21 protein-coding genes and 1 riboswitch are annotated in these 23396 nt (G+C 73.2%); of the genes, 20 read left to right on the top strand and 1 reads right to left on the bottom strand.

The genetic code is table 11. From position 1 onward, the window contains the following. Positions 1–37: 37 nt before the first annotated feature. From SSBG_RS02670 to SSBG_RS02605, 14 genes are all read left to right on the top strand, one after another. Positions 38–925 carry a glycosyltransferase family 2 protein gene (locus SSBG_RS02670; protein ID WP_008744692.1) on the top strand — a complete coding sequence of 296 codons (888 nt, stop codon included), beginning with the start codon at positions 38–40 and terminating at the stop codon, positions 923–925. A gap of 139 nt (positions 926–1064) precedes the next feature. Continuing rightward, the gene (locus SSBG_RS02665) at positions 1065–2009 is read left to right on the top strand and encodes an ABC transporter permease (RefSeq protein ID WP_050776710.1); all 945 of its coding nucleotides are present in this window, start codon (positions 1065–1067) and stop codon (positions 2007–2009) included. Next, positions 1996–2787 (top strand): ABC transporter ATP-binding protein, encoded by a 792-nt coding sequence (locus SSBG_RS02660; protein ID WP_037868783.1) that lies wholly within the window; start codon positions 1996–1998, stop codon positions 2785–2787. The genes SSBG_RS02665 and SSBG_RS02660 overlap by 14 nt, the downstream gene beginning before the upstream one ends. A 457-nt stretch (positions 2788–3244) precedes the next feature. Then, positions 3245–4174 (top strand): squalene synthase HpnC, encoded by a 930-nt coding sequence (gene hpnC / locus SSBG_RS02655; protein ID WP_008744689.1) that lies wholly within the window; start codon positions 3245–3247, stop codon positions 4172–4174. A gap of 8 nt (positions 4175–4182) precedes the next feature. Beyond that, positions 4183–5121 (top strand): presqualene diphosphate synthase HpnD, encoded by a 939-nt coding sequence (gene hpnD, locus SSBG_RS02650; protein WP_037868782.1) that lies wholly within the window; start codon positions 4183–4185, stop codon positions 5119–5121. A 127-nt stretch (positions 5122–5248) separates the two neighbouring features. Continuing rightward, entirely contained in the window at positions 5249–6655 is a 1407-nt protein-coding gene (gene hpnE, locus SSBG_RS02645) for a hydroxysqualene dehydroxylase HpnE (RefSeq protein ID WP_008744687.1), read from the top strand. Further along, positions 6652–7809: a polyprenyl synthetase family protein gene (locus SSBG_RS02640; RefSeq protein ID WP_008744686.1), complete on the top strand. Its 1158-nt coding sequence runs from the start codon at positions 6652–6654 to the stop codon at positions 7807–7809. The genes hpnE and SSBG_RS02640 overlap by 4 nt, the downstream gene beginning before the upstream one ends. A 156-nt stretch (positions 7810–7965) precedes the next feature. Then, positions 7966–9945: a squalene--hopene cyclase gene (shc, locus tag SSBG_RS02635; RefSeq protein WP_078491200.1), complete on the top strand. Its 1980-nt coding sequence runs from the start codon at positions 7966–7968 to the stop codon at positions 9943–9945. After that, positions 9945–10619 (top strand): hypothetical protein, encoded by a 675-nt coding sequence (locus tag SSBG_RS02630; protein ID WP_008744684.1) that lies wholly within the window; start codon positions 9945–9947, stop codon positions 10617–10619. The genes shc and SSBG_RS02630 overlap by 1 nt, the downstream gene beginning before the upstream one ends. A gap of 5 nt (positions 10620–10624) precedes the next feature. Next, positions 10625–11647, top strand: coding sequence for an adenosyl-hopene transferase HpnH (gene hpnH / locus SSBG_RS02625; protein ID WP_008744683.1), 1023 nt, complete (start codon positions 10625–10627; stop codon positions 11645–11647). Positions 11648–11806: 159 nt separating this feature from the next. Further along, positions 11807–13702: a 1-deoxy-D-xylulose-5-phosphate synthase gene (gene dxs, locus SSBG_RS02620; protein WP_008744682.1), complete on the top strand. Its 1896-nt coding sequence runs from the start codon at positions 11807–11809 to the stop codon at positions 13700–13702. Continuing rightward, a complete protein-coding gene (locus SSBG_RS02615; protein WP_008744681.1) occupies positions 13699–15129 on the top strand; it encodes an aspartate aminotransferase family protein in 1431 nt (476 codons plus the stop codon). Before dxs ends, SSBG_RS02615 begins: the two co-directional genes overlap by 4 nt. Before the next feature lie 64 nt (positions 15130–15193). Further along, positions 15194–15808 carry a helix-turn-helix domain-containing protein gene (locus SSBG_RS02610; RefSeq protein WP_008744680.1) on the top strand — a complete coding sequence of 205 codons (615 nt, stop codon included), beginning with the start codon at positions 15194–15196 and terminating at the stop codon, positions 15806–15808. After that, on the top strand, positions 15808–16050 hold the full coding sequence (locus SSBG_RS02605) for a DUF6126 family protein (protein WP_037868777.1): 243 nt from the start codon (positions 15808–15810) through the stop codon (positions 16048–16050). Before SSBG_RS02610 ends, SSBG_RS02605 begins: the two co-directional genes overlap by 1 nt. Before the next feature lie 51 nt (positions 16051–16101). On the opposite strand, the gene SSBG_RS02600 is transcribed toward SSBG_RS02605, so the two are convergent. After that, positions 16102–16935 (bottom strand): tyrosine-protein phosphatase, encoded by an 834-nt coding sequence (locus SSBG_RS02600; protein WP_008744679.1) that lies wholly within the window; start codon positions 16933–16935, stop codon positions 16102–16104. Between the two features lie 358 nt (positions 16936–17293). Then, a riboswitch (cyclic di-AMP (ydaO/yuaA leader) is annotated at positions 17294–17469 on the top strand. Positions 17470–17471: 2 nt separating this feature from the next. Here SSBG_RS02600 and SSBG_RS02595 point away from each other — a divergent pair. The 6 genes from SSBG_RS02595 to SSBG_RS02570 form a co-directional block, all read left to right on the top strand. Further along, positions 17472–18194 (top strand): M23 family metallopeptidase, encoded by a 723-nt coding sequence (locus tag SSBG_RS02595; RefSeq protein ID WP_008744678.1) that lies wholly within the window; start codon positions 17472–17474, stop codon positions 18192–18194. 219 nt (positions 18195–18413) lie between these two features. Then, on the top strand, positions 18414–19226 hold the full coding sequence (locus tag SSBG_RS02590) for an SGNH/GDSL hydrolase family protein (RefSeq protein WP_008744677.1): 813 nt from the start codon (positions 18414–18416) through the stop codon (positions 19224–19226). A 173-nt stretch (positions 19227–19399) separates the two neighbouring features. After that, the gene (locus SSBG_RS02585) at positions 19400–20584 is read left to right on the top strand and encodes an MBL fold metallo-hydrolase (RefSeq protein WP_008744676.1); all 1185 of its coding nucleotides are present in this window, start codon (positions 19400–19402) and stop codon (positions 20582–20584) included. 74 nt (positions 20585–20658) lie between these two features. After that, entirely contained in the window at positions 20659–21075 is a 417-nt protein-coding gene (locus SSBG_RS02580) for a winged helix-turn-helix transcriptional regulator (protein ID WP_008744675.1), read from the top strand. Between the two features lie 135 nt (positions 21076–21210). After that, positions 21211–21846: a DsbA family oxidoreductase gene (locus SSBG_RS02575; RefSeq protein WP_008744674.1), complete on the top strand. Its 636-nt coding sequence runs from the start codon at positions 21211–21213 to the stop codon at positions 21844–21846. Positions 21847–21998: 152 nt separating this feature from the next. Beyond that, positions 21999–23396: MFS transporter (locus SSBG_RS02570; protein WP_008744673.1), on the top strand; the 1398-nt coding region annotated here is incomplete at its 3' end.

Here is a 23396-nt window from a genome sequence, read left to right as displayed (position 1 = left end):
CGCGTCCCCGGGGCGCGAGAAGGAAGAGGAAGCAGGCATGAGCAAGTCCGCGCCGACGGTGGGCGCCGTCATCATCACCATGGGCAACCGTCCCGAGGAGCTGCGACTGCTCCTCGACTCGGTCGCCAAGCAGGAGGGCGAGCCCGTCCAGGTCGTCGTCGTCGGCAACGGTTCCCCGGTGCCCGAGGTGCCCGAGGGCGTCCGCACCGTGGAGCTGCCGGAGAACCTCGGCATCCCCGGGGGCCGCAACGTCGGGATCGAGGCGTTCGGCCCGGCCGGGCGCGAGGTCGACATCCTCCTCTTCCTCGACGACGACGGGCTCCTGGAGCGGACCGACACCGCCGAGCTGTGCCGCCAGGCGTTCCTGGCGAACGAGAAGCTCGGCATCATCAGCTTCCGCATCGCCGACCCCGACACCGGCGTCACGCAGCGCCGCCACGTCCCGCGCCTGCGGGCCTCGGACCCGATGCGCTCCTCCGAGGTCACCACGTTCCTCGGCGGCGCCAACGCGGTCCGCACCCGGGTCTTCGCCGAGGCCGGGCTGCTGCCGGGGGACTTCTTCTACGCCCACGAGGAGACCGACCTCGCCTGGCGGGCCCTGGACGCCGGCTGGTCGATCGGCTACCGGGCCGACATGGTGCTCCTGCACCCCACGACGGCCCCCTCGCGGCACGCGGTCTACCACCGCATGGTGGCCCGCAACCGGGTCTGGCTCGCGCGCCGCAACCTGCCGCTGCCCCTCGTCCCCGTCTACCTCGGCGTGTGGCTCCTGCTCACCCTCGCGCGGCGGCCGAACGGTGCCGCGCTGCGCGCCTGGTTCGGTGGCTTCCGCGAGGGCTGGGCGAAGAGCTGCGGACCGCGCCGCCCGATGCGCTGGCGCACGGTGTGGCGGCTCACCCGGCTGGGCCGTCCGCCGATCATCTGACACGCTGTCCCGCACCACGCCGCACCACGCCGTACCGCGCCGGTGCCGGTGCCCCGGGAGCGACCGCGCCCGGGGCACCGGCGAACCGCGTTCCGTACCCCCGCACATTCCCGCAGCCCCCGCAGACGAAGGTTCCCCCGTGAGTGACACAACGCAGGAGAAGGGCGTACCGGTGAGCACACCGCCGCAGCCGCCCTCGCCCGACGAAGGGCTCAGCCGCCCCGAGCTGGCGGCGAAGTACGGGCTGACGGTGAGCGGCGCCCGGCCCGGGCTGACCGCGTACATCCGTGAGCTGTGGGGCCGCCGCCACTTCATCCTGGCGTTCTCGCGGGCCAAGCTCACGGCGCAGTACAGCCAGGCGAAGCTCGGGCAGCTGTGGCAGGTCGCGACGCCGCTGCTCAACGCGCTCGTCTACTTCTTCATCTTCGGGCTGCTGCTCGGGGCGCGGAAGGGCATCGACAAGGACATCTACGTCCCCTTCCTCGTCACCGGCGTCTTCATCTTCTCCTTCACGCAGTCCTCGGTGCAGGCCGGTGTCCGGGCCATCTCGGGCAACCTCGGCCTGGTCCGCGCCCTGCACTTCCCGCGCGCCTCGCTGCCCATCTCCTTCTCGCTCCAGCAGCTCCAGCAGCTCCTGTACTCGATGATCGTGCTGGTCGTGATCCTCTTCGCGACGGGCTGCTACCCCACCATGCGCTGGCCCCTCGTCGTCCCGGCGCTCGTGCTCCAGTTCGCGTTCAACACCGGGCTCGCGCTCATCTTCGCGCGCGCCGGGGCGAAGACCCCCGACCTCGCGCAGCTCATGCCCTTCGTGATGCGCACGTGGATGTACGCCTCGGGCGTCATGTTCAGCCTCCCCGCGATGCTCGCCGGCAAGAACGTGCCCGGATGGGTGGGCGACGTGCTCCAGTGGAACCCGGCGGCCGTCTACATGGACCTCGTGCGCTACTCGCTCATCGACGGCTACGACACCGCCTACCTGCCGCCGCACGTGTGGGCCTTCGCGCTGGGCTGGGCCGTGGTCGTCGGGGCTCTCGGGTTCGTGTACTTCTGGAAGGCGGAGGAACGGTATGGCCGTGGCTGAGGGACGCAACGCGGGCCGGGAGCACATGCCCACGGTGATCGCGGACGAACTGCACATCGTCTACCGGGTGCACGGGGCCAAGGGCGGCAGGGGCAGCGCCACGGCGGCGCTCAACCGCATCGTCAAGCGCGGCGACTCGCCCGGGGTGCGCAAGGTGCACGCCGTGCGCGGGGTCTCCTTCACCGCGTACCGGGGGCAGGCCATCGGCCTCATCGGCTCCAACGGTTCGGGCAAGTCGACGCTCCTGCGGGCGATCGCGGGACTGCTCCCGGCCGAGAGCGGCAAGGTCTACACCGACGGGCAGCCCTCGCTGCTCGGCGTCAACGCCGCGCTCATGAACGACCTCACCGGCGAGCGCAACGTGATCCTCGGCGGGCTCGCGATGGGCATGAGCCGCGAGGAGGTCAGGAACCGCTACCAGGAGATCGTGGACTTCTCGGGGATCAACGAGAAGGGCGACTTCATCACGCTGCCGATGCGGACGTACTCCTCCGGCATGGCGGCCCGGCTCCGCTTCTCCATCGCGGCGGCCAAGGACCACGACGTCCTCATGATCGACGAGGCCCTCGCCACCGGCGACCGCGCCTTCCAGAAGCGCTCCGAGGCCCGGATCAGGGAGCTGCGCAAGGAGGCCGGGACGGTCTTCCTCGTGAGCCACAACAACAAGTCGATCCGCGACACCTGCGACCGCGTCCTGTGGCTGGAGCACGGCGAGCTGCGGATGGACGGGCCCACGTCCGAGGTGATGAAGGAGTACGAGAAGTTCACCAGTAAGTAAATAGCTGAAACGCCGTAAGAGGGATTCTCGTTCCTTCTTCGCGGCGGCGGGAACGAAAGCGGAACCCCTGCCGGACAAATCCGGCAGGGGTTCCTTCGTGTCCCGGCGGGAGGCGGCGTTTATTCCCGGCGCGCGGCCGAGCGGGTCAAAGATCAGTCAACTACATCGCAGGTCGGGAAGGTTGACGGCAATCGGTGTGTTCTTGTGACGTGCTGAACACCCCGCCGCGAGCGGTTGAGTTGTACAACGTAAGCTGTGCCGGTGCCGAATCGCGACGAGTGGTGCGATACCGCACAGGTGGACATGCTGCTCCGAAACGCCCGGGCGGCGGCCGGGCGGCGTGTCCGAAATAGTGAGTTTTGTGTGCGCAGTGTAGAACGGGAGATGTGACGGCATTGGCTACGGACGACCTCCGCCTCCACGCTGTACCCGCCGTCCCCGCGACGGGCGGCCGCCGATGAGCGCCCCCCGCGCCGCGGCGCCCGGTACCGCGACGGCGCACGCCACCACGACGGAGAACGCCACGCTCGGCAAGGCCGGGGCGGAGAACTTCCCGGTGGCGCCCTTCTTCGTGCCCGCGTCCTGGCGCGCCGACCTCATGGCGGTCTACGGCTTCGCCCGCCTCGTGGACGACATCGGCGACGGCGACCTCGCCCCCGGCGGCGCCGACGCCCGCTACCTCGACGTCCCCGAGGACCAGGCCGACGACCGGCTCGTCCTCCTCGACGCGCTCGAAACCGATCTCGCCCGCGTCTTCCGCTCCACCGGCACCCCCCACCACCCCCTCCTGCGCGCCCTGCGCCCCACCGTGCGCCGCCGCGGCCTCGTCCCCGAGCCCTTCGAGGCGCTCATCGGCGCCAACCGGCAGGACCAGAAGGTCGGCCGCTACGCCACCTGGGACGAACTGGCCGCCTACTGCGAGCTGTCCGCGAACCCCGTGGGCCGCCTCGTGCTCGGCCTCACCGGGACCGAGAGCGACGAGCGGCTGCGCCGCTCCGACGCCGTGTGCACCGGGCTCCAGCTCGTCGAGCACCTCCAGGACGTCGCCGAGGACCTGCGGCGCGACCGCGTCTACCTGCCCGCCGAGGACATGACGCGCTTTCGCGTCACCGAGGCGGACCTCGCGGCCCCGCACGCGAACGCCCGGGTCCGCGCCCTCATCGCCTTCGAGGCCGACCGCGCCCGCGCCCTGCTCGACGAGGGACTGCCCCTCGTCGCGAGCGTGCGCGGGCGGCTGCGGCTCCTGCTCGCCGGCTTCGTCGCCGGGGGCCGCGCGGCCCTCGACGCGATCGCCGGGACGGGCAACGACGTACTCGCCACCACGCCGAAGCCCACCAAGGCCCGGCTGCTGCGCGAGATGGGAGCAGTACTGCGAGGAGAGGGGTGAGTCCGACGATGAAGGAGCAAGGCGCGCTGCCCGCGGCCGTGAACGCCGCCTACGGCTACTGCGAGAGCGTCACGGGCGCCGAGGCGAAGAACTTCGCCTACGGCATCCGGCTGCTGCCCGGCGACAAGCGCCGCGCCATGTCGGCCGTGTACGCCTTCTCACGCCGCGTGGACGACATCGGCGACGGCACGCTCGTGCCGGAGGAGAAGACGCGCCGGCTCAACGAGTGCCGCGCACTCCTGGAGCGGGTCCGGGCCAAGGACGTCGCCGAGGACGACACCGACCCGGTCGCCGTCGCCCTCGCGGACACGGCGCTGCGCTTCCCGGTGCCGCTCGGCGCCCTGGACGAGCTGATCGACGGCGTCCTGATGGACGTACAGGGCCGCGCCTACCGCACCTGGGACGAACTCGCCGACTACTGCCGCTGCGTCGCCGGAGCCATCGGCCGGCTCTCGCTCGGCGTCTTCGGCGTACGGGTCAGCGCGCGCGACCGCGTTCGCGCCCCCGAGTACGCCAACACGCTCGGCCTCGCGCTCCAGCTCACCAACATCCTGCGCGACGTGCGCGAGGACGCCGGGAACGGCCGTACCTACCTGCCCGCCGAGGACCTCGACAAATTCGGTTGCTCGGCCGGCTTCGGGTCGGCGACCCTGCCGGAGGGCGCGGACTTCGCGGGCCTCGTCCACTTCGAGGTGCGCCGCGCCCGCGCGCTCTTCGAAGAGGGCTATCGGCTCCTGCCCATGCTCGACCGGCGCGGCGGCGCCTGCGTCTCGGCCATGGCCGGGATCTACCACCGCCTCCTGGACCGCATCGAGCAGGACCCCGACGCCGTCCTGCGCGGCCGGGTCTCGCTGCCCGCCCGCGAGAAGGCGTACGTCGCCGTGCGCGGCCTCGCCGGGGTCGACGCCAAGGCCGCGGCGCGACAGAGAGCCGGGGAACAAGCATGACACGCAGGGCCCTGCGGCAGAGCCGCGCGACGGCACCCGTACCCGGTCACGACCGGGCAACCTCCGGGCTGAGGTCCGCGTCCCTCACTGCGCACGCCACCACCCCGGGGGCGGGCAGGGAGGACGCATGACCGAACAGGCCGATTCAGCCACCACCCCCACCGGCGGCGCGGGACACGCCGTCGTCATCGGCGGCGGACTCGCCGGGGTGACCGCCGCGCTCGGCCTCGCCGACGCGGGCGTCCGGGTCAGCCTCCTGGAGGGCAGGCCCCGCCTCGGCGGGCTCGCCTTCTCCTTCCGGCGCGGCGACCTCACCGTCGACAACGGCCAGCACGTCCACCTGCGCTGCTGCACCGCTTACCAGCAGTTCCTGCACCGCATCGACGCCGCCCACCTCGCCCCCGTGCAGGACCGGCTCGACGTACCCGTCCTCGACGCCCGCAGCGGGCGCCTGGGCCGGCTGCGGCGTACCCAGGCCCCGGTGCCCCTGCACCTCGCGGCCGGTCTCGCCACGTACCCGCACCTGAGCCCGCTCGAACGCGCCTCGGTGGCACGCGCCGCGCTCGCGCTGCGCCGCCTCGACCCCGCCGACCCGGCGCTCGACCGGCACGACTTCGGGAGCTGGCTGCGCGCGCACGGGCAGAGCGACCGCACCATCGCGGCGCTGTGGGACCTCGTCGGCGTCGCCACGCTCAACGCCCGGGCCGACGACTCCTCACTCGCCCTCGCCGCGAAGGTCTTCCGTACCGGGCTGCTCACCGAGCCGGGAGCCGCCGACATCGGCTGGGCCCGCGTCCCGCTCGGCGAACTGCACGACACCCTCGCGCGCCGCGCCCTCGACAGAGCCGGCGTCACCACCCGCCTGCGCGCCCGGGTGCACGCCGTCGAGGCCGCCGAGGGCGGCGGCTGGCGGGTACGCACCGAGGACGGCGTGCTCGACGCGGACACCGTGGTCCTCGCCACCGCGCAGCACGACGCCCACCAGCTCCTGCCCGCGGGCGCGCTCGACGCCCCCGAACGCCTCACCGCGCTCGGCACCTCGCCCATCCTCAACGTCCACGTCGTCTACGACCGCAAGGTGCTGCGCCGCCCCTTCTTCGCCGCGCTCGGCAGCCCCGTGCAGTGGGTCTTCGACCGCACCGCCCCCTCCGGGCTCACCGGCCCGGGCCAGTACCTCGCGCTCTCGCAGTCGGCCGCCGGCGCCGAGATCGACGCCCCCGTCAGCGAACTGCGCGCGCGCTACCTGCCCGCACTGGAACGGCTCCTGCCCGCCGCGCGCGGCGCCGGAATCCGCGACTTCTTCGTCACCAGGGAACGCACCGCCACCTTCGACCCGGCCCCCGGGACGAGACGGCTGCGCCCCGGCAACACCACGCGCGCCGCCGGGCTCTACCTCGCCGGCGCGTGGACCGACACCGGCTGGCCCGCCACGATGGAGGGCGCCGTGCGCAGCGGCAGCGACGCCGCCCGCGCCGCGCTCGCGGGCCTCGGCCGGACCGGCGCGCACCTCTTCCACTTCCAGGAGGCGGCATGAGCACCCAGGCACCGGCCGACCGGACGCCGCTCAGCACCCCCAAGACCAGCACCGCGAACAGAGGAGAGAAGAACGTGCCGACTGTGCCCTCGGCCGAAGCCGCCGCCGACGCCCCGGACGTGACCGCGCTCGTCGAGCGCAGCCGTGCCCTCGTCACGCCGGTGCTGCGGTCCGCCGTGGACCGGCTCGCGCCGCCCATGGACTCCGTGTCCGCCTACCACTTCGGCTGGACCGACGCCGAGGGCAACCCCGTCTCCGGCGACGGCGGCAAGGCCGTGCGCCCGGCCCTCGCGCTCATCTCCGCCGAGGTCACCGGGGCGGGCGCCGAGACCGGCGTGCCCGGCGCCGTCGCCGTGGAACTCGTGCACAACTTCTCGCTGCTGCACGACGACCTCATGGACGGCGACGAGCAGCGCCGCCACCGCGACACGGTCTGGAAGGTGCACGGCCCCGCCCAGGCCATCCTCGTCGGCGACGCGCTCTTCGCGCTGGCCAACGAGGTCCTCCTCGAACTCGGCACCGCCGAGGCCGGCCGCGCCACCCGCCGGCTCACCCGCGCCACCCGCGCCCTGATCGACGGTCAGGCCCAGGACATCTCCTACGAGCACCGCGACCGGGTCACGGTCGAGGAGTGCCTGGAGATGGAGGGCAACAAGACCGGCGCCCTGCTCGCCTGCGCCGCCTCCATCGGCGCCGTGCTCGGCGGCGCCGACGAGGCCACCGCCGACACCCTGGAGCGCTACGGCTACCACCTCGGCCTCGCCTTCCAGGCCGTCGACGACCTCCTCGGCATCTGGGGCGACCCGGAGTCCACCGGCAAGCAGACCTGGAGCGACCTGCGCCAGCGCAAGAAGTCGCTGCCCGTGGTCGCCGCGCTCGCCGCCGGCGGCCCGGCCTCCGACAAGCTCGCCCGGCTCCTCGCCGCCGACGCCGCCACCGGGCCCGGCTCGGTACCGGCGGAGGAGTTCTCCGAGGAGGAGTTCGCCGCCCGTGCCGCCCTCATCGAGGAGGCCGGGGGCCGCGAGTGGACCTCGCGCGAGGCGCGCCGGCAGTTCGACATCGCCATCGGGGCGCTCGACAGCGTCCCGATGCCCCCACACGTGCGGGCGTCCTTCGTGGCGCTCGCGGACTTCGTCGTCGTACGGAAGAGATGATCACCATCAGACGGACATGCCAGCGATGACGCGCAGTCGCCGACCGGTGCGGCCCGCCCGACGTCCCCGCCCCCTGCCGGCGGACGCCGGGCGGGCCGCGGTCCCGGCCGACGGCGGACCCACAGCAGATGATCGAGACTGCACGAAGGGGAAGCCATGACAGCGACGACCGATGGAAGCACCGGGGCGGCGACGCCCCCGGCGACCACGGCCAGTGCTCCTTTGCACCTCAGCCCCGAGGCACGTGAGACCCACGAGGCCACCGCCCGCGCCACCCGGCGAGCCGTGGACTTCCTCCTCGCCCGGCAGAGCGACGAGGGCTGGTGGAAGGGCGATCTCGCCACCAACGTCACCATGGACGCCGAGGACCTCCTGCTGCGGCAGTTCCTCGGCATCAGGGACGAGGCCACCACGCGGGCCGCCGCGCTCTTCATCCGCGGGGAGCAGCAGGAGGACGGCACCTGGAACACGTTCTACGGCGGGCCCGGGGACCTGTCGGCCACCATCGAGGGCTACGTCGCGCTGCGCCTCGCCGGGGACAGCCCCGAAGCCCCGCACATGCGCAAGGCGTCCGCCTTCGTCCGCGCCCAAGGCGGGGTCGCCCGGGCCCGGGTCTTCACACGGATCTGGCTCGCCCTCTTCGGCTGGTGGAAGTGGGAGGACCTGCCGGAGATGCCGCCGGAGCTGATGTTCTTCCCCAAGTGGGCGCCGCTCAACATCTACGACTTCGGCTGCTGGGCCCGCCAGACGATCGTGCCCCTCACCGTCGTGTGCGCCCAGCGCCCGGTACGGCCCGCGCCCTTCGCGCTCGAAGAGCTGCACACCGACCCGGCCGACCCCGACCCGGCGCAGCCCGCGCCGCCGGTGGTCAGCTGGGACAACGTCTTCCACAAGCTCGACAAGCTGCTCCACGGCTACCGCAGGATCGCCCCGCGCCGCGTGCGCGAGGCCGCGATGCGCGCCGCCGCCACCTGGATCGTCGAGCGCCAGGAGAACGACGGCTGCTGGGGCGGCATCCAGCCCCCCGCCGTGTACTCGATCATGGCGCTCAACCTGCTCGGCTACGACCTCGACCACCCCGTGCTGCGCGCCGGGCTCGCCTCGCTCGACCGCTTCGCGGTCTGGCGCGAGGACGGCGCGCGCATGATCGAGGCGTGCCAGTCCCCGGTCTGGGACACCTGCCTGGCCACGGTCGCGCTCGCCGACGCGGGCGTGCCCGCCGACCACCCGCAGATGATCAAGGCCGCCGACTGGATGCTCGCCGAGCAGATCGTGCGCCCGGGCGACTGGGTCGTGCGCCGCCCCGACCTGCCGCCGGGCGGCTGGGCCTTCGAGTTCCACAACGACAACTACCCCGACATCGACGACACCGCCGAGGTGGTCCTCGCGCTGCGCCGCGTCGCCCACCCCGACGCGACGCGGGTCGACAAGGCCGTGCGCCGCGCCGTGGACTGGAACGTGGGGATGCAGTCGAAGAACGGGGCCTGGGGCGCCTTCGACGCCGACAACACCAGCCCGTTCCCCAACCGGCTCCCGTTCAGCGACTTCGGCGAGGTCATCGACCCGCCCTCGGCCGACGTCACCGCGCACGTCGTGGAGATGCTCGCCGAGGAGGGCCTGGCCCACCACCCGCGCACCCGGCGCGGCATCGAGTGGCTGCTCAAGAACCAGGAGGGGAACGGTTCCTGGTTCGGCCGCTGGGGCGTCAACTACGTGTACGGGACCGGGGCCGTCGTCCCCGCGCTCGTCGCGGCCGGTCTCCCCGCCTCGCACCCGGCGATCCGCCGCTCCGTCTCCTGGCTCGGCCAGGTGCAGAACGAGGACGGCGGCTGGGGCGAGGACCTGCGCTCCTACCAGGACAGCGCCTGGCACGGCCGCGGCCACTCCACCGCCTCGCAGACCGCCTGGGCGCTCCTCGCGCTCCTCGCGGCCGGCGAACGGGAGACCGAACAGGTGCGCCGCGGTATCGCGTACCTGGTCGAGACCCAGACCGAGGACGGGACCTGGGACGAGCCCTGGTTCACCGGGACCGGCTTCCCCTGGGACTTCACCATCAACTACCACCTGTACCGGCAGGTGTTCCCCGTGACGGCGCTCGGCCGCTACCTCAACGGCACGGGTCCGGGGGAGAACTGATGGAACAGGCCCCCGGAACCGGGACCGGTCCCGGCTCGGCACCGCTGCTCGTCGCCTGCGCGCTCGGCATCGAGCACTTCGCGCTGCGCAGCGGCGGGGGCCGCACCCTGCGGCAGGCCGGCGGCACGGTGTCCGTGCTGCGTACGGGCATGGGGCCGCGGAACGCCGAGCGCGCCGTCGCACGCGCGCTCGCGACCGCGCCCCGCATGACCGCCGTCCTCGCCACGGGGTTCTGCGCCGGGCTCGTCCCCGGGATGCACCCCGGCGACCTCGTGGTCGCCGAACGCACCGAGGACGCGGCCGGCTCCACCTCGTGTTCCGCGAGCGCCGCGCTCGCCGCCGCGCTCGCCCGTGCCGTCCCCGGCCGCACCGTGCACACCGGGGTGCTCGCCGGCTCGGACCACGTCGTGCGCGGCCCCGAGCGGGCCACCCTGCGCGGGACGGGCGCCGTCGCGGTGGACATGGAATCCGCCGCGACCCTGCGCACGGCCCGCGCGCGGTCCACCACCGCCACCCGTCCGGTGGCCGCCGTCCGGGTGGTGGTGGACGCACCCGAACACGAACTCGTCCGTATCGGCACGGTCAGCGGGGGAATATCTGCCTTCCGCGTACTCCGTGCCGTCCTGCCTGCTTTCTCTGAATGGCACCGTACTTTTCTGCTCCCCAGGAGGTGAGCCAGATGGCCATGCCGCTTCGCCAGACCATCAGGATCGGGACGTATCTGATGGAACAGAAGCTCCGCAAGCGGGAGAAGTTCCCGCTCATCGTGGAGCTCGAACCGCTCTTCGCGTGCAACCTGAAGTGCGAGGGCTGCGGCAAGATCCAGCACCCCGCGGGAGTCCTCAAGCAGCGGATGCCGGTCGCCCAGGCCGTCGGCGCCGTCCTGGAGTCCGGCGCCCCGATGGTCTCCATCGCGGGCGGCGAGCCCCTGATGCACCCGCAGATCGACGAGATCGTGCGCCAGTTGGTGGCCAAGCGGAAGTACGTCTTCCTCTGCACCAACGCGATGCTGCTCCGCAAGAAGATCGAGAAGTTCACCCCCTCGCCGTACTTCGCCTTCGCCGTGCACATCGACGGCCTCAAGGAGCGGCACGACGAGTCGGTCGCCAAGGAAGGCGTCTTCGACGAGGCCGTCGCGGCGATCAAGGAGGCCAAGCGCCGCGGTTTCCGGGTCACCACCAACTCGACCTTCTTCAACACCGACACCCCGCAGACCGTCATCGAGGTGCTCGACTTCCTCAACGACGAACTCCAGGTGGACGAGATGATGATCTCGCCCGCCTACGCCTACGAGAAGGCCCCCGACCAGGAGCACTTCCTCGGCGTGACACAGACCCGCGAGCTCTTCAAGAAGGCGTTCGCGGGCGGCAACAGGCAGCGCTGGCGCCTCAACCACTCGCCGCTCTTCCTCGACTTCCTGGAGGGCAAGCAGGACTTCGACTGCACCGCCTGGGCGATCCCCAACTACTCCCTCTTCGGCTGGCAGCGCCCCTGCTACCTCATGAGCGACGGCTACGTGCCGACCTACCGCCAGCTCATCGAGGAGACCGACTGGGACAAGTACGGGCGCGGCAAGGACGAGCGCTGCGCCAACTGCATGGCGCACTGCGGCTACGAGCCGACCGCCGTCATGGCAACCATGGGCTCCCTCCAGGCCTCGCTGCGCGCCGCCCGCGAGACGGTCGCGGGCAACCGCTCCTGACGTGACGGGCCGCGCCCGTTTCGACCGGCCCCCACGCGGCCCCGGCCTCGCACCCGTGCGAGGCCGGGGCCCCGTGCCTGCCGCTCCGGCGCGCCGCGCGGCCCCGCTCACGCATCCCGCCGACCCGACCGGGCCGGACGTCCGAAGAGAGGCCCGAACGTGACACTGCTCGAAAGCATCCGGGGGCCGCGCGACCTCAAGGCCCTGGCCGGCGACCGGCTGCCCGAACTGGCCGGGGAGATCCGGGAGTTCCTGATCCAGGCGGTCTCCAGGACCGGCGGCCACCTCGGCCCCAACCTCGGCGTCGTCGAGCTGACCATCGCCCTGCACCGGGTCTTCGACTCACCGCGCGACCGCGTCCTGTGGGACACCGGCCACCAGGCGTACGTGCACAAGCTCCTCACCGGGCGGCAGGACTTCTCCAAGCTGCGCTCCAAGGGCGGTCTCTCGGGCTACCCCTCGCGCGCCGAGTCGTCGCACGACGTCATCGAGAACAGCCACGCCTCGACCGTGCTGGGCTGGGCCGACGGCCTCGCCAAGGCGCGCGACGTGCGCGGCGAGGACACCCACGTCGTCGCCGTCACCGGGGACGGGGCCCTCACCGGCGGCATGGCCTGGGAGGCGCTGAACAACATCGCCGCCGCCAAGGACCGCCCCCTCGTCCTCGTCGTCAACGACAACGAGCGCTCCTACGCGCCGACGATCGGCGGCCTCGCCCACCACCTCGCCGCGCTGCGCACCACCGACGGCTACGAGAAGGTCCTCGCCTGGGGCAAGGAGGTGCTCGACCGCACCCCGGTCCTCGGCAAGCCGCTCTACGAATCGCTGCACGGCGCGAAGAAGGGCTTCAAGGACGCCTTCGCCCCGCAGGGCCTCTTCGAGGACCTCGGCCTCAAGTACGTCGGCCCCGTCGACGGCCACGACATCGCGGCCCTGGAGTCGGCCCTCGCCTCCGCGAAGCGCTTCGGCGGACCCGTCATCGTGCACGTCATCACCGAGAAGGGCCGCGGCTACGAGCCCGCGCTCGCCAACGAGGCGGACCGCTTCCACACCGTGGGCGCGATCGACCCGCTCACCGCCGAGGCGCTGACGCCGTCCGCCGGGCCCTCCTGGACAGCGGTCTTCGGCGAGGAGCTGGTGCGGATCGCGGAGGAGCGGCACGACGTCGTCGCGCTCACCGCGGCGATGCTCGACCCCGTGGGCCTCACCCCCTTCGCCGCGCGCTTCCCGGAGCGGATCTGGGACGTCGGGATCGCCGAGCAGCACGCCGCCGTCTCGGCCGCCGGGCTCGCCACCGGCGGCCTGCACCCCGTCGTCGCGGTCTACGCCACCTTCCTCAACCGGGCCTTCGACCAGCTCCTCATGGACGTCGCGCTGCACAAGTGCGGGGTCACCTTCGTCCTCGACCGCGCCGGGGTGACGGGCACGGACGGCGCCTCGCACAACGGCATGTGGGACATGTCGGTGCTCCAGGTGGTGCCCGGGCTGCGCATCGCCGCCCCGCGCGACGCGAGCGAGCTGCGCGCCCAGCTCCGCGAGGCGGTCGCGGTGGACGACGCGCCGACCCTGGTGCGCTTCCCCAAGGAGACGGTGGGCGCGGACCTGCCGGCCCTGCGCCGCGAGGGCGGGCTCGACGTGCTCGCCGAGGACGGGGACGCCGGGGCAAAGGCCGATGTCCTCTTCGTCTCGGCCGGCGTCATGGCCCCCGTGTGCCTCGCCGCCGCCGCCCTGCTGCGCGAGCGCGGCATCCGCTCGACCGTCGTGGACCCGCGCTGGGTCAAGCCCGTCGATCCCGCCCTCGCCCCGCTCGCCGCGCGGCACCGGGTCGTCGCGGTGGTCGAGGACAACAGCCGTACCGCCGGGGTCGGCGCCGCCGTCTCGGTGGCCCTCGCCGACGCCGAGGTCGACGTCCCCGTACGTCACTTCGGCATCCCCGAGCAGTTCCTGCCGCACGCCAAGCGCGGGGAACTCCTCGCCGACCTCGGCCTCACGCCGGTGGAGATCGCCGGACGCATCGGGGCCCACCTGGCCCGTAAGGAGAAGACGCAAGGATGACCACCGGCACGACGGACGCAGCGGCTCCCGGGGGCGAGGGCACGCGGCGCGAGGGATTCGATCTCAACGCCTTGCTCGCCGCGCGCGGCGGCGAGCGCTACGAGCTGCACACCAAGCACCTCAACCACCAGCTGCCGCGGATGCTCCACACGATCGGCTTCGACAAGTACTACGAGCGCGGCGAGGGCGCCCACTTCTGGGACGACGAGGGGCAGGACTACCTCGACATGCTCGCGGGCTTCGGCGTCATGGGCCTCGGCCGGCACCACCCGGTCGTGCGCCAGGCGCTCCACGACGTGCTCGACGCCCAGCTCGCCGACCTCACCCGCTTCGACTGCCAGCCGCTGCCCGGCCTGCTCGCCGAGAAGCTGCTGAGCCACAGCCCGCACCTGGACCGCGTCTTCTTCGGCAACAGCGGCACCGAGGCCGTCGAGACGGCGCTCAAGTTCGCGCGCTTCGCGACCGGCCGACGGCGCGTCCTGTACTACGACCACGCCTTCCACGGCCTGACCACCGGCTCCCTCTCCGTGAACGGCGAGCAGGGCTTCCGCGACGGTTTCGCCCCGCTGCTGCCCGACACAGCGCTCCCGGTGGGCGACCTCGCCGCGCTGGAGCGCGAGCTGCGCCGGGGCGACGTGGCCGGGCTCATCGTCGAGCCGATCCAGGGCAAGGGCGTCACCGAGACCCCGCCCGGCCACCTCAAGGCCGCGCAGGACCTGCTGCGCAAGCACAAGGCGCTGCTCATCGCCGACGAGGTGCAGACCGGCCTCGGGCGCACCGGGGACTTCTACGCCTACCAGCACGAGGAGGGCGTCGAGCCGGACCTCGTGTGCGTCGCGAAGTCGCTCTCGGGCGGCTACGTACCCGTCAGCGCGACGCTCGGCAAGGAGTGGATCTTCAAGAAGGTCTACTCCTCGATGGACCGCGTCCTCGTCCATTCGGCGAGCTTCGGCGCCAACGCGCAGGCGATGGCCGCCGGGCTCGCGGTGCTGCATGTCATGGAGGACGAGAACATCGTCGCCCACGCGCGCCGCACGGGGGACTACCTCAAGCGGCGCCTGAGCGAACTGATCCCGAAGTACGAGATGCTCGCCGACGTCCGGGGCCGGGGCCTCATGATCGGCATCGAGTTCGGCCGCCCCGACTCGCTCAAGCTGCGCAGCCGCTGGGCGATGCTCCAGGCCGCCCGCAAGGGGCTCTTCGCGCAGATGGTCGTGGTGCCGCTGCTCCAGAAGCACCGCATCCTCACGCAGGTCTCCGGCGACCACCTCGAAGTCATCAAGCTCATCCCGCCGCTCGTGATCGACGAGAAGGACGCGGACCGCTTCGTGGAGGCTTTCACGGCCGTCATGGACGACGCGCACAACGGCGGGCTCATGGGCGAGTTCGCGAAGAACATCGTCAAGCAGGCGGTCGCGCACCGCTGACCCGGCGTTTTGCCTCTCGGGCAAGTAATTTGCCCGAGAGGCATGGTGGTGGCTGAATAGAAGCATGAGCACCGAGCCCGAGGGCGCGTCCGAAGAACTCGCCGTCACCGTCGCCCCGCACCTGCGGGAACTGCGCCGCCGTGCGGGCCTCACCCTGGAGGCCGCCGCGAAGGCGGCGAGCCTCTCCCCGGCCCACCTCTCCCGCCTGGAGACGGGCCGCAGGCAGCCGAGCCTGCCCATGCTGCTCGCCCTCGCCCGTACCTACGGTACGACGGTCTCCGAACTTCTCGGCGAGACCCCCGCGGGACCGGGCGCGGTCGTCCGCGCCGGGACGATGGAACCCACCGAGGCCGGCGGCTGGACGTACTGGCAGTCCGGCGGCTCGGGACGCGCCATGCAGGCGCTGCGCGTACGGGTCCCGTACGGCAGCCAGGGCGACATCGTGCGTGTGCACCCGGGGGAGGAGTGGCTGCACGTCCTGACCGGACGCCTGCGGCTGCGCCTCGGGGACAGCGCGCACCTGCTCGGCCCGGGGGACAGCGCCCACTTCGACTCGCTCACCCCGCACCGTATCGCCGCCGCCGACCCGGACGGCGCGGTGCTGCTCTTCGTCCACACGCTCTTGCAGAGCCCGCTCGGCGCGCTTTGCCTCGGCGACGTCCACCCAGGAGGCGCGTAATGCCCGAGTCCGAGTACCAGTCCGAGCCCGCCGGACGGGCCGCGACGGAGGAGCCGAAGGCCCCGCAGCCGCAGTCCCCGCAGTCCCCCGGGCAGCCGCCGGAGAACAGCACCATCCGCCGCTTCGTCGAGGACAAGATCCCGACCGGGCTGTGGGTCCGCGTCTTCGTCTACGTCGTCGCCGCGCACGGCGTCGCGGCCTTCCTCTACCTGCTCTTCGTGCTGGGCGCCAAGAACCAGTGAGCGGCCGGGGCGGTACGCCTCCGGGCGCTGCCGCCCCCCGGCGGGTCCCTGCTACTCCACGAGCCGTTCGCGCAGCCGCTCGCGCAGCGCGTCGTCCAGCCCCAGCACCTCGCCGAAGTAGCGGTCCCTGCCGCCCCAGTACGAGTCGATCGTCTCCAGCGCGGCGCGCAGGTAGCTCGCCCGCGCGGCGAAGAGCGGATCGAGCAGTTCGGCCACCTCCGGGCTCGTCGGCGGGAGGGCGTCCTTGCCGCGCGAAACGCGGTAACGGCGATGGCGCGCGTTCGACTTGAGGTAGTCCTCCCCGATCGCCTCCTCCTCCACGCCCACCGCGAGCAGGACGAGCGCGACCGAGGTGCCCGCCCGGTCCTTGCCGGCCGCGCAGTGCAGCAGCGCGGGCACGCTCTCCTCGGCGATCGCCCGCAGCAGTCGCCCATGCTCGGCGGTGCGCTCCACGACGAGCTGCCGGTAACTGGCCTCCATCCGGGCCTCCGCCCGCCCCTCCCCGAGCGCGGCCCGCAGCTGCGCCACCTCCCCGTCCCGCACGATCCGCCAGAACTCCGCGCCCTCGGCCGGGTCGTTGAGCGGCAGGTGCACGTTGCGCACGCCGGGAAGCTCGATGTCGAGGCCGTCGAGGGCGCGGTCGGCCGCGTTGCGGAAGTCGAAGACCGAGTGCAGGCCGAGGCCGCCGAGAAAGGCGGCGTCGGCCTCCGTGGCATGCGCGAGGTGGCCGCTGCGGAAGAGGACGCCGGTACGGGTGCGGCGGCCGTCGCGCGTGGGCAGCCCGCCCACGTCGCGGAAGTTGCGGACGGCGCTCAGCACGGGCTCCTGCGGCCCGGCCGGGCGGACGACGGGCTCGGGTGCGGTCCCCGGGGGCGGCTGCGTCACGGGACTCCTTCCGGTGGGCCGCCGGCGCGGCTCGCCGGCGGTGGCGCGAGGCCGAGCGTGGCACGGACCCGCGAGGCCGGGCAAGGTACCCGAGCGCCGGGAAACCCCGTGGTGAGCAGCGTCATAGCGGTGACGGACGGTGCCGGAAGAGCGTGGGCGGCCGTGCGCGCCGTTTTCGTTGGGAGCGCTGTACGTCCGGTTCTGTCCGGATCAAGAGGTTTTCACGGAGAGTGAAGTAAATCGGGAGAATAGATCACTCCATGTGATTCGTGCCGCAAAGGGCCTGCTTGTCCGGCGTGTCGCGAAGCATTTACGGTCGCCACCAGTCCGGCCGGAACGCCGAATCCTGCCGCCGCCCCGGACTCTCACGCTCACTCACACCCGTACCGGCAGGAGCGGGGGACCCACACGCTTCATGCCGTCCCGGTACCCCGGGACGGCTCGGGGTGAAGCCGCCGCGCGCAACTCGCCGGCGGACGGGCAGCTTCAGCCCGAACCCGACAGCTCACCCCGCAGGCGACGGAGAAGGAATCCGCATGTCCGCCACGGCCAACCGCCGCTCGTTCACCCGCCGCCTCGCGCTGCTCGGCACCACCGGTGCCGCCGCCGTGGCGCTCCCCCTCACCGCCATCGGCGGCGCCCACGCCGCGAGCCCCGCGAAGGACGCGACGTACACCGTCAAGGCCGGAGACACACTCGTCAAGATCGCCAAGAAGGAGAAGGTCTCCGGCGGCTGGAAAAAGCTCTACGCGCAGAACAAGGGCACCATCGGCGCCCACCCCGGCGTCATCAAGCCCGGCGCGAAGCTCGTCGTCAAGAAGGCCGCCCCGGCCCCCGCCGAGAAGGCCGCCGCCGACAGCGGCTGGACCGCGCCCGTCAACGGGGTCAAGGGCAGCGGCTACGGCCGCAACGGCAGCCTGTGGTCGCACGGCCACACCGGCGCCGACTTCCCCGTCAACACCGGCACCCCGGTCAAGTCCGTCGCCGCGGGCACGGTCGTCACGGCCGGCTGGGGCGGCGCCTACGGCAACCAGATCGTCATCAAGCACGCCGACGGCCACTACAGCCAGTACGCCCACCTCTCGGTCTTCAAGGTCTCGGCCGGCCAGAGCGTCGGCGAGGGCCAGCAGATCGCCCTCTCCGGCGCGACCGGCAACGTGACCGGTCCGCACCTGCACTTCGAGGTCCGCACCGGCCCCGCGTACGGGAGCGACGTCAACCCGATCACCTTCCTCGCCCAGCGCGGCGTCAGCGCCTGACCGCCGTACCCGCTGACCGCTGGGAGCCGTGGCGGCCCGTTCCCCCCAAGGGGCGGGCCGCCGCGGCGGTTTCAGGAAGCGCGGCCGTCGCGGGACACGACCCGCGGGGGCTCCCTTTTATTCCGCTGTTGGGGCTTTCTTGACCGGTGGTCTTTCTCACTCCGCGTCACCCCCTTCCTACGGTGGCGTAAGTACGAGGTAAAGGTGAAGGATGCCGAGGTGGCACGAGAAGCGAGGATTCCCAGCAGCAAGGCCCTCCCCGCCGAGGGCACCGTGACGTCCTACGTGGCCGTGGGCGACAGCTTCACCGAGGGCGTCGGCGACCCCGGCCCCGACGGGCTCTTCACCGGCTGGGCCGACCGCCTCGCCGTCCAGCTCGCCGACCGGCTCCCCGAACGCTCCGCCTTCCGGTACGCCAACCTCGCCGTACGCGGCAAGCTCCTCGACCAGATCGCCGAGGACCAGGTGCCCCGCGCGGCGGCCCTCGCCCCCGACCTCGTCTCCCTCGTCGCGGGCGGCAACGACGTGCTGCGCCCCGGCAGCGACCCCGACGACCTCGCCGAACGCTTCGAGCGCGCCGTCGCCACGCTCTCCGGCGCGGCCGGCACCGTCATGATCGCGACCGGCTTCGACACGCGCGACACCCCGGTCCTGCGCCACCTGCGCGGCAAGATCGCCACGTACAACGCGCACGTCCGCGCCGTCGCCGACCGGCACGGCTGCCTCGTCCTGGACCTGTGGGCCCTGCGCTCGGTCCGCGACCGCCGCGCCTGGGACAGCGACCGCCTGCACCTCGGCCCCGAGGGACACACCCGCGTCGCCCTGCGCGCCGCCCAGCTCCTCGGCCTCGACGTCCCCGCCGACCCCGAGCAGCCCTGGCCACCGCTGCGCCCGCGCGGCACCTTCGAGGAACGGCGCGACGACATCGCCTGGGCCCGCGAGTACCTCGTCCCCTGGATCGGCCGCCGCCTGCGCGGCGAGTCCTCCGGCGACCACGTCCACGCCAAGCGCCCCGACCTGCTGCCGCTGTAGGGGGACGGAGAGGCGGCCCCTCCGGCGGAACCAAATCCAGCCCCTCCGGCGTTCGAGGAGCGGGGGCTCGGGGCGGGGCCCCCGCAAGGCCCACCCCGGCGGGCGCCGATCCGGCGGACCGGCCGACTATTGACACGTACCGCCCCGGAACTTCCGCACCCGAGGAGAACCCCGTGCCCCCCACCCGCCGCCCTCTGACACCGCCGGCCTTCGGGGCCGACCCGAGCGGCGCCCGCCTGGCCCGCATCCGCCGCTCCCCGCACTTCGACCCGGCCAAGGGCGTCTTCACCAACCCCGAGGGCCCGGCGGGCGAGACGACGGGCGCGCCCGCGCCGGACCGCAAGGAGTTCCTGCGCACCTACTTCCGCTCCGAGGACCGCGCCCGCCGCGCCCCCTCCGGCGTCCTGCCCGTGCACCCCACGACCCTCGCCGACCTCGCCCGGCCCCCGCGCGAGGGGCTGCGCGTCACCTGGACGGGGCACTCCTCGGTGCTCACCGAGATCGACGGCGCCCGCATCCTCTTCGACCCGGTCTGGGGCGAGCGCTGCTCCCCCTTCTCCTTCGCCGGGCCCAAGCGCCTGCACCCCGTCCCCTTCCCGCTCGCCGCGCTCGGCCGCGTCGACGCCGTGGTCATCTCGCACGACCACTACGACCACCTCGACCTGCCCTCGATCCGCGCGCTCGCGGCGAGCGGCACCACCTTCGTCGTCCCGCTCGGCATCGGCGCCCACCTGGAGCGCTGGGGAGTGCCCGACGCGCTCGTACGGGAGCTGGACTGGCACGAGTCCACGGAGCTGGCCGGGGTGCGGCTGACCGCGACGCCCGCCCGGCACTTCTGCGGTCGCGGCCTGCGCAACACGCAGCACACGCTGTGGGCCTCCTGGGCCGTCGCCGGGCCCGCGCACCGCGTCTTCCACAGCGGGGACACCGGCTACTTCCCCGGCTTCGCCGACATCGGCCGCGCGCACGGCCCCTTCGACGTGACGATGATCCAGCTCGGCGCCTACAGCGCCTACTGGCCCGACATCCACATGACCCCGGCCGAGGCGCTGCGCGCCCACGGGGACCTCGGCGGCGGGGTCCTGCTGCCGATCCACTGGGGCACCTTCAACCTGGCCCCGCACCCGTGGGCCGAGCCCGCCGAGTGGACGAAGGACCTCGGCGACGCCTCCGGCTCCCGTATCGCCTTCCCGCGCCCGGGCCAGCCCTTCGAGCCCGCAGGCGAACTCCCCGCCGAGCCGTGGTGGCGCGCGGTCTCGCTGCCCCTTGAGCGGCACTGGGAGGCGGCCGCCCCCGCCCCGCGCCCGGAGGGCGAGCAGGCACCGGGCCCCGAACTCGGCCTCGCCGCCGACCGGTGAGCGCGGTCCCCGCCCCGCGACCGGGCGCGCTCCGGCCCCCCGGCCCCGGCCGGGCGGCCGTCGCGCCCTCCGCCATGCCGTCCGTCACGCCGTCCGTCCCGGGCCCCGTCCCGGCCTCCGGCGCCGCGGATGGTGACGCCTTTTGCGGCGACTGCCCGGGACGCACGGTCCTCGACCACGTGACGAGCCGCTGGGGCGTGCTCATCCTCGCCTCGCTGCGCGCGGGACCGCTGCGCTTCCACGAGCTGCGGGACCGTATCGGCGGCATCAGCGAGAAGATGCTCTCGCAGAACCTGCGCGTCCTCGTCCGCGACGGTCTCGTGGACCGCGACGTGGAGCCCACCGTGCCGCCGAAGGTGAGCTACACCCTCACCCCGCTCGGCGCGGAACTCGCCGTGCCGCTGCAAAGCCTCGTGGACTGGATCGCCACCCGCACCCCGGACATCGTCGCGGCACAGAGGTGCCACGACGCGGGGACGGACGCGAGCTGAGACCAGGGGCGGCATGACGTGCGTCACGCCGCCCCGGTCCGCGCTCTCCCGGCCTGCGCGCCTACGCCGGGGGAGGGGGCTTACCCGCAGGTCGGGGCTTACCAGGAGATAGCCCGCAGCTCTAGCGTCCTTCCCGTGAAAGAGATCACTGTCGACATCTGGACGGACGTCGTCTGCCCCTGGTGCTACATCGGGAAGCGCCGCTTCGAGCGCGCGCTCGCGGCCTTCGTGGCGAGGGACCGGGTCCGCGTCCGCTGGCGGAGCTTCGAACTCGACCCGCACGCCCTCCGCGTCACGGACGAGACCATCGCGGAGCGGATGCTGCGCCGCCAGGGCATCCCGCCCCACGAGGCCGCGCGGCTGCTCGCCGGGGTCACCGACCAGGCCGGGGCCGAGGGACTCGCGTACCGGCTCGACCTGGCCCGCCCCTGCGACACCTTCGACGCGCACCGCCTCATCCACCACGCCGCGGCCGCCGGGCTCGCCGAGCCGTTCCAGGAACGCCTGATGCGCGCCTACACCGCGGAAGGCGCCTCGGTCGGCGACCACCCCACGCTCCTCGCGCTCGCGCGGGAGGCGGGTCTCGACGCGGGACCCGCCGCCGAGGTGCTCGCCGGTGACGCGTACGCACAGGACGTCAGGAGCGACGAGGACCTGGCCGCGCGGCTCGGCGTGGGCGGGGTGCCCGCCTTCGTCGTGGACGGACAACCGCCCCTCGCGGGCGCACAGCCCGCCACCGTCCTCGCCTCGCTCCTGGGGCGCGCCCGCTGACCGAAGCCGACCGGGCGCGGTCCGCCGGCCGAAGCCCGCCGACCGGAGTCCGCCGGGTGGTGACCGCTCGGCCGACGTCGGCGGAACGACGTGGGCCGAGCGCGGACCCGCGTCCGCTTTCCCCCTGCCGCTCCTCCTGAGAAAGCACCCTCATGCCCCTGCCCCGTCCCTCCTCCCCGCAGCTCGGCCTCGTCCTCCTCGTCTGCTGCCTCGCGCAGTTCCTCGTCACGCTGAGCGTGGCGATCGTCAACGTGGCGCTCCCCGACATCCAGCGCGGCCTCGGGTTCAGCGCCGGGAGCCTGCAATGGGTCGTCAACGCCTACACCGTGACCTTCGCCGGTTTCCTGCTGCTCGGCGGGCGGCTCGCTGACCTCTTCGGGCGGCGCGGGGTCTTCCTCGCGGCCGTCGCCCTCTTCACCCTCGCGAGCCTGGCCGGCGGCCTCGGCCAGAACGCGGGCTCCCTCGTCGTCGCGCGCGCCGTGCAGGGCCTCGCCGCCGCCGTGATCGCGCCCACGACGTTCGCCGTGCTCGGCACGAGCTTCACCGAACCCCGGCGGCGCCACCGCGCCTTCGGCGCCTGGGGAGCGGTCTCGGGCGCGGGCGGCGCCTTCGGCGCGCTCGCCGGGGGAGCGCTCACGGACGCCCTGTCCTGGCGCTGGGTCCTCTTCGTCAACGTACCGATCGGGGTGCTGCTCCTCGGGGGGATCGCCCTCGGCATCACGGAGGTACGCGGCGCGCGCGAGGACCGGCGGGTGGACGTGGCCGGGGCGCTCGCCGTCACGCTCGGGCTGCTCGCGCTCGTCCTCGGCATCGTGCGCGGCGGCGCGCACGGCTGGGGCGCCGCGGCGACCCTCGTCCCGCTCCTGGGCGGTCTCGCCCTGCTCGCCGCCTTCCTCGTGATCGAGGGGCGGTTCGCGCCGCAGCCGCTCATGCCGCTCGACATCCTCCGCTCCCGGTCGGTGGCGGCGGGGAACGTCGTCGCGATGACGAGCGGCGCCGCGCTGTTCAGCATGTTCTACTTCCTGACCCTCTTCCTCCAGCAGGTACGGGACTACAGCCCGCTGCGCACGGGCTTCGCCTACCTCCCGCTCGCGCTGATGGCCGCCGCGCAGTTCTCGGCCGCGCTGGTCCGGGCGCTCGGGCCGCGTACGACGCTGCTCGTCTCGATGGCGCTCACGGCGGCGGGCCTGCTGTGGCTCTCCCGGCTCACCGAGGACTCGGGTTTCGCGGGCGGCCTCCTCGGCCCGACCCTCGTCGTCGGCACCGGGCAGGGCATCTCGATGTCGGCCTCCGCGATCGCGGGGGTCGCCGGGGTGCCGCCCGCCCGCGTGGGGCTCGCCTCCGGCCTGCTGAACGCGACCCGTCAGCTCGGCGGCGCGCTCGGTCTCGCGGTGCTCGCGGCCGTGGCGACCTCGCGTACGGAGAGCGTCCTCGGCGATGCCGTGCGACCGGCCGCCGCTCTCGTCCGCCATGCCCACGCGTCCGGCTATGCCCTCGCCTTCGGCGCCGCCGCCGCCCTCGCCGCACTGGTCTGCTCGCCGCGCTCGCGG

The organism is Streptomyces sp. SPB074, assembly GCF_000154905.1.
Taxonomy (GTDB): Bacteria; Actinomycetota; Actinomycetes; order Streptomycetales; family Streptomycetaceae; genus Streptomyces.
Note: the sequence above shows the minus strand (reverse complement) of the source record. Positions and strands in the feature narration are given on the sequence as shown.

What these genes read in the sequence shown, in the direction of transcription:
- SSBG_RS02670 (WP_008744692.1), top strand. Translation starts at nt 38, where the DNA reads ATGAGCAAGTCCGCGCCGACGGTGGGCGCCGTCATCATCACCATGGGC.
- SSBG_RS02660 (WP_037868783.1), top strand. Translation starts at nt 1,996, where the DNA reads ATGGCCGTGGCTGAGGGACGCAACGCGGGCCGGGAGCACATGCCCACG.
- hpnC (WP_008744689.1), top strand. Translation starts at nt 3,245, where the DNA reads ATGAGCGCCCCCCGCGCCGCGGCGCCCGGTACCGCGACGGCGCACGCC.
- hpnD (WP_037868782.1), top strand. Translation starts at nt 4,183, where the DNA reads ATGAAGGAGCAAGGCGCGCTGCCCGCGGCCGTGAACGCCGCCTACGGC.
- hpnE (WP_008744687.1), top strand. Translation starts at nt 5,249, where the DNA reads ATGACCGAACAGGCCGATTCAGCCACCACCCCCACCGGCGGCGCGGGA.
- SSBG_RS02640 (WP_008744686.1), top strand. Translation starts at nt 6,652, where the DNA reads ATGAGCACCCAGGCACCGGCCGACCGGACGCCGCTCAGCACCCCCAAG.
- shc (WP_078491200.1), top strand. Translation starts at nt 7,966, where the DNA reads ATGACAGCGACGACCGATGGAAGCACCGGGGCGGCGACGCCCCCGGCG.
- SSBG_RS02630 (WP_008744684.1), top strand. Translation starts at nt 9,945, where the DNA reads ATGGAACAGGCCCCCGGAACCGGGACCGGTCCCGGCTCGGCACCGCTG.
- hpnH (WP_008744683.1), top strand. Translation starts at nt 10,625, where the DNA reads ATGGCCATGCCGCTTCGCCAGACCATCAGGATCGGGACGTATCTGATG.
- SSBG_RS02615 (WP_008744681.1), top strand. Translation starts at nt 13,699, where the DNA reads ATGACCACCGGCACGACGGACGCAGCGGCTCCCGGGGGCGAGGGCACG.
- SSBG_RS02610 (WP_008744680.1), top strand. Translation starts at nt 15,194, where the DNA reads ATGAGCACCGAGCCCGAGGGCGCGTCCGAAGAACTCGCCGTCACCGTC.
- SSBG_RS02605 (WP_037868777.1), top strand. Translation starts at nt 15,808, where the DNA reads ATGCCCGAGTCCGAGTACCAGTCCGAGCCCGCCGGACGGGCCGCGACG.
- SSBG_RS02595 (WP_008744678.1), top strand. Translation starts at nt 17,472, where the DNA reads ATGTCCGCCACGGCCAACCGCCGCTCGTTCACCCGCCGCCTCGCGCTG.
- SSBG_RS02580 (WP_008744675.1), top strand. Translation starts at nt 20,659, where the DNA reads ATGCCGTCCGTCACGCCGTCCGTCCCGGGCCCCGTCCCGGCCTCCGGC.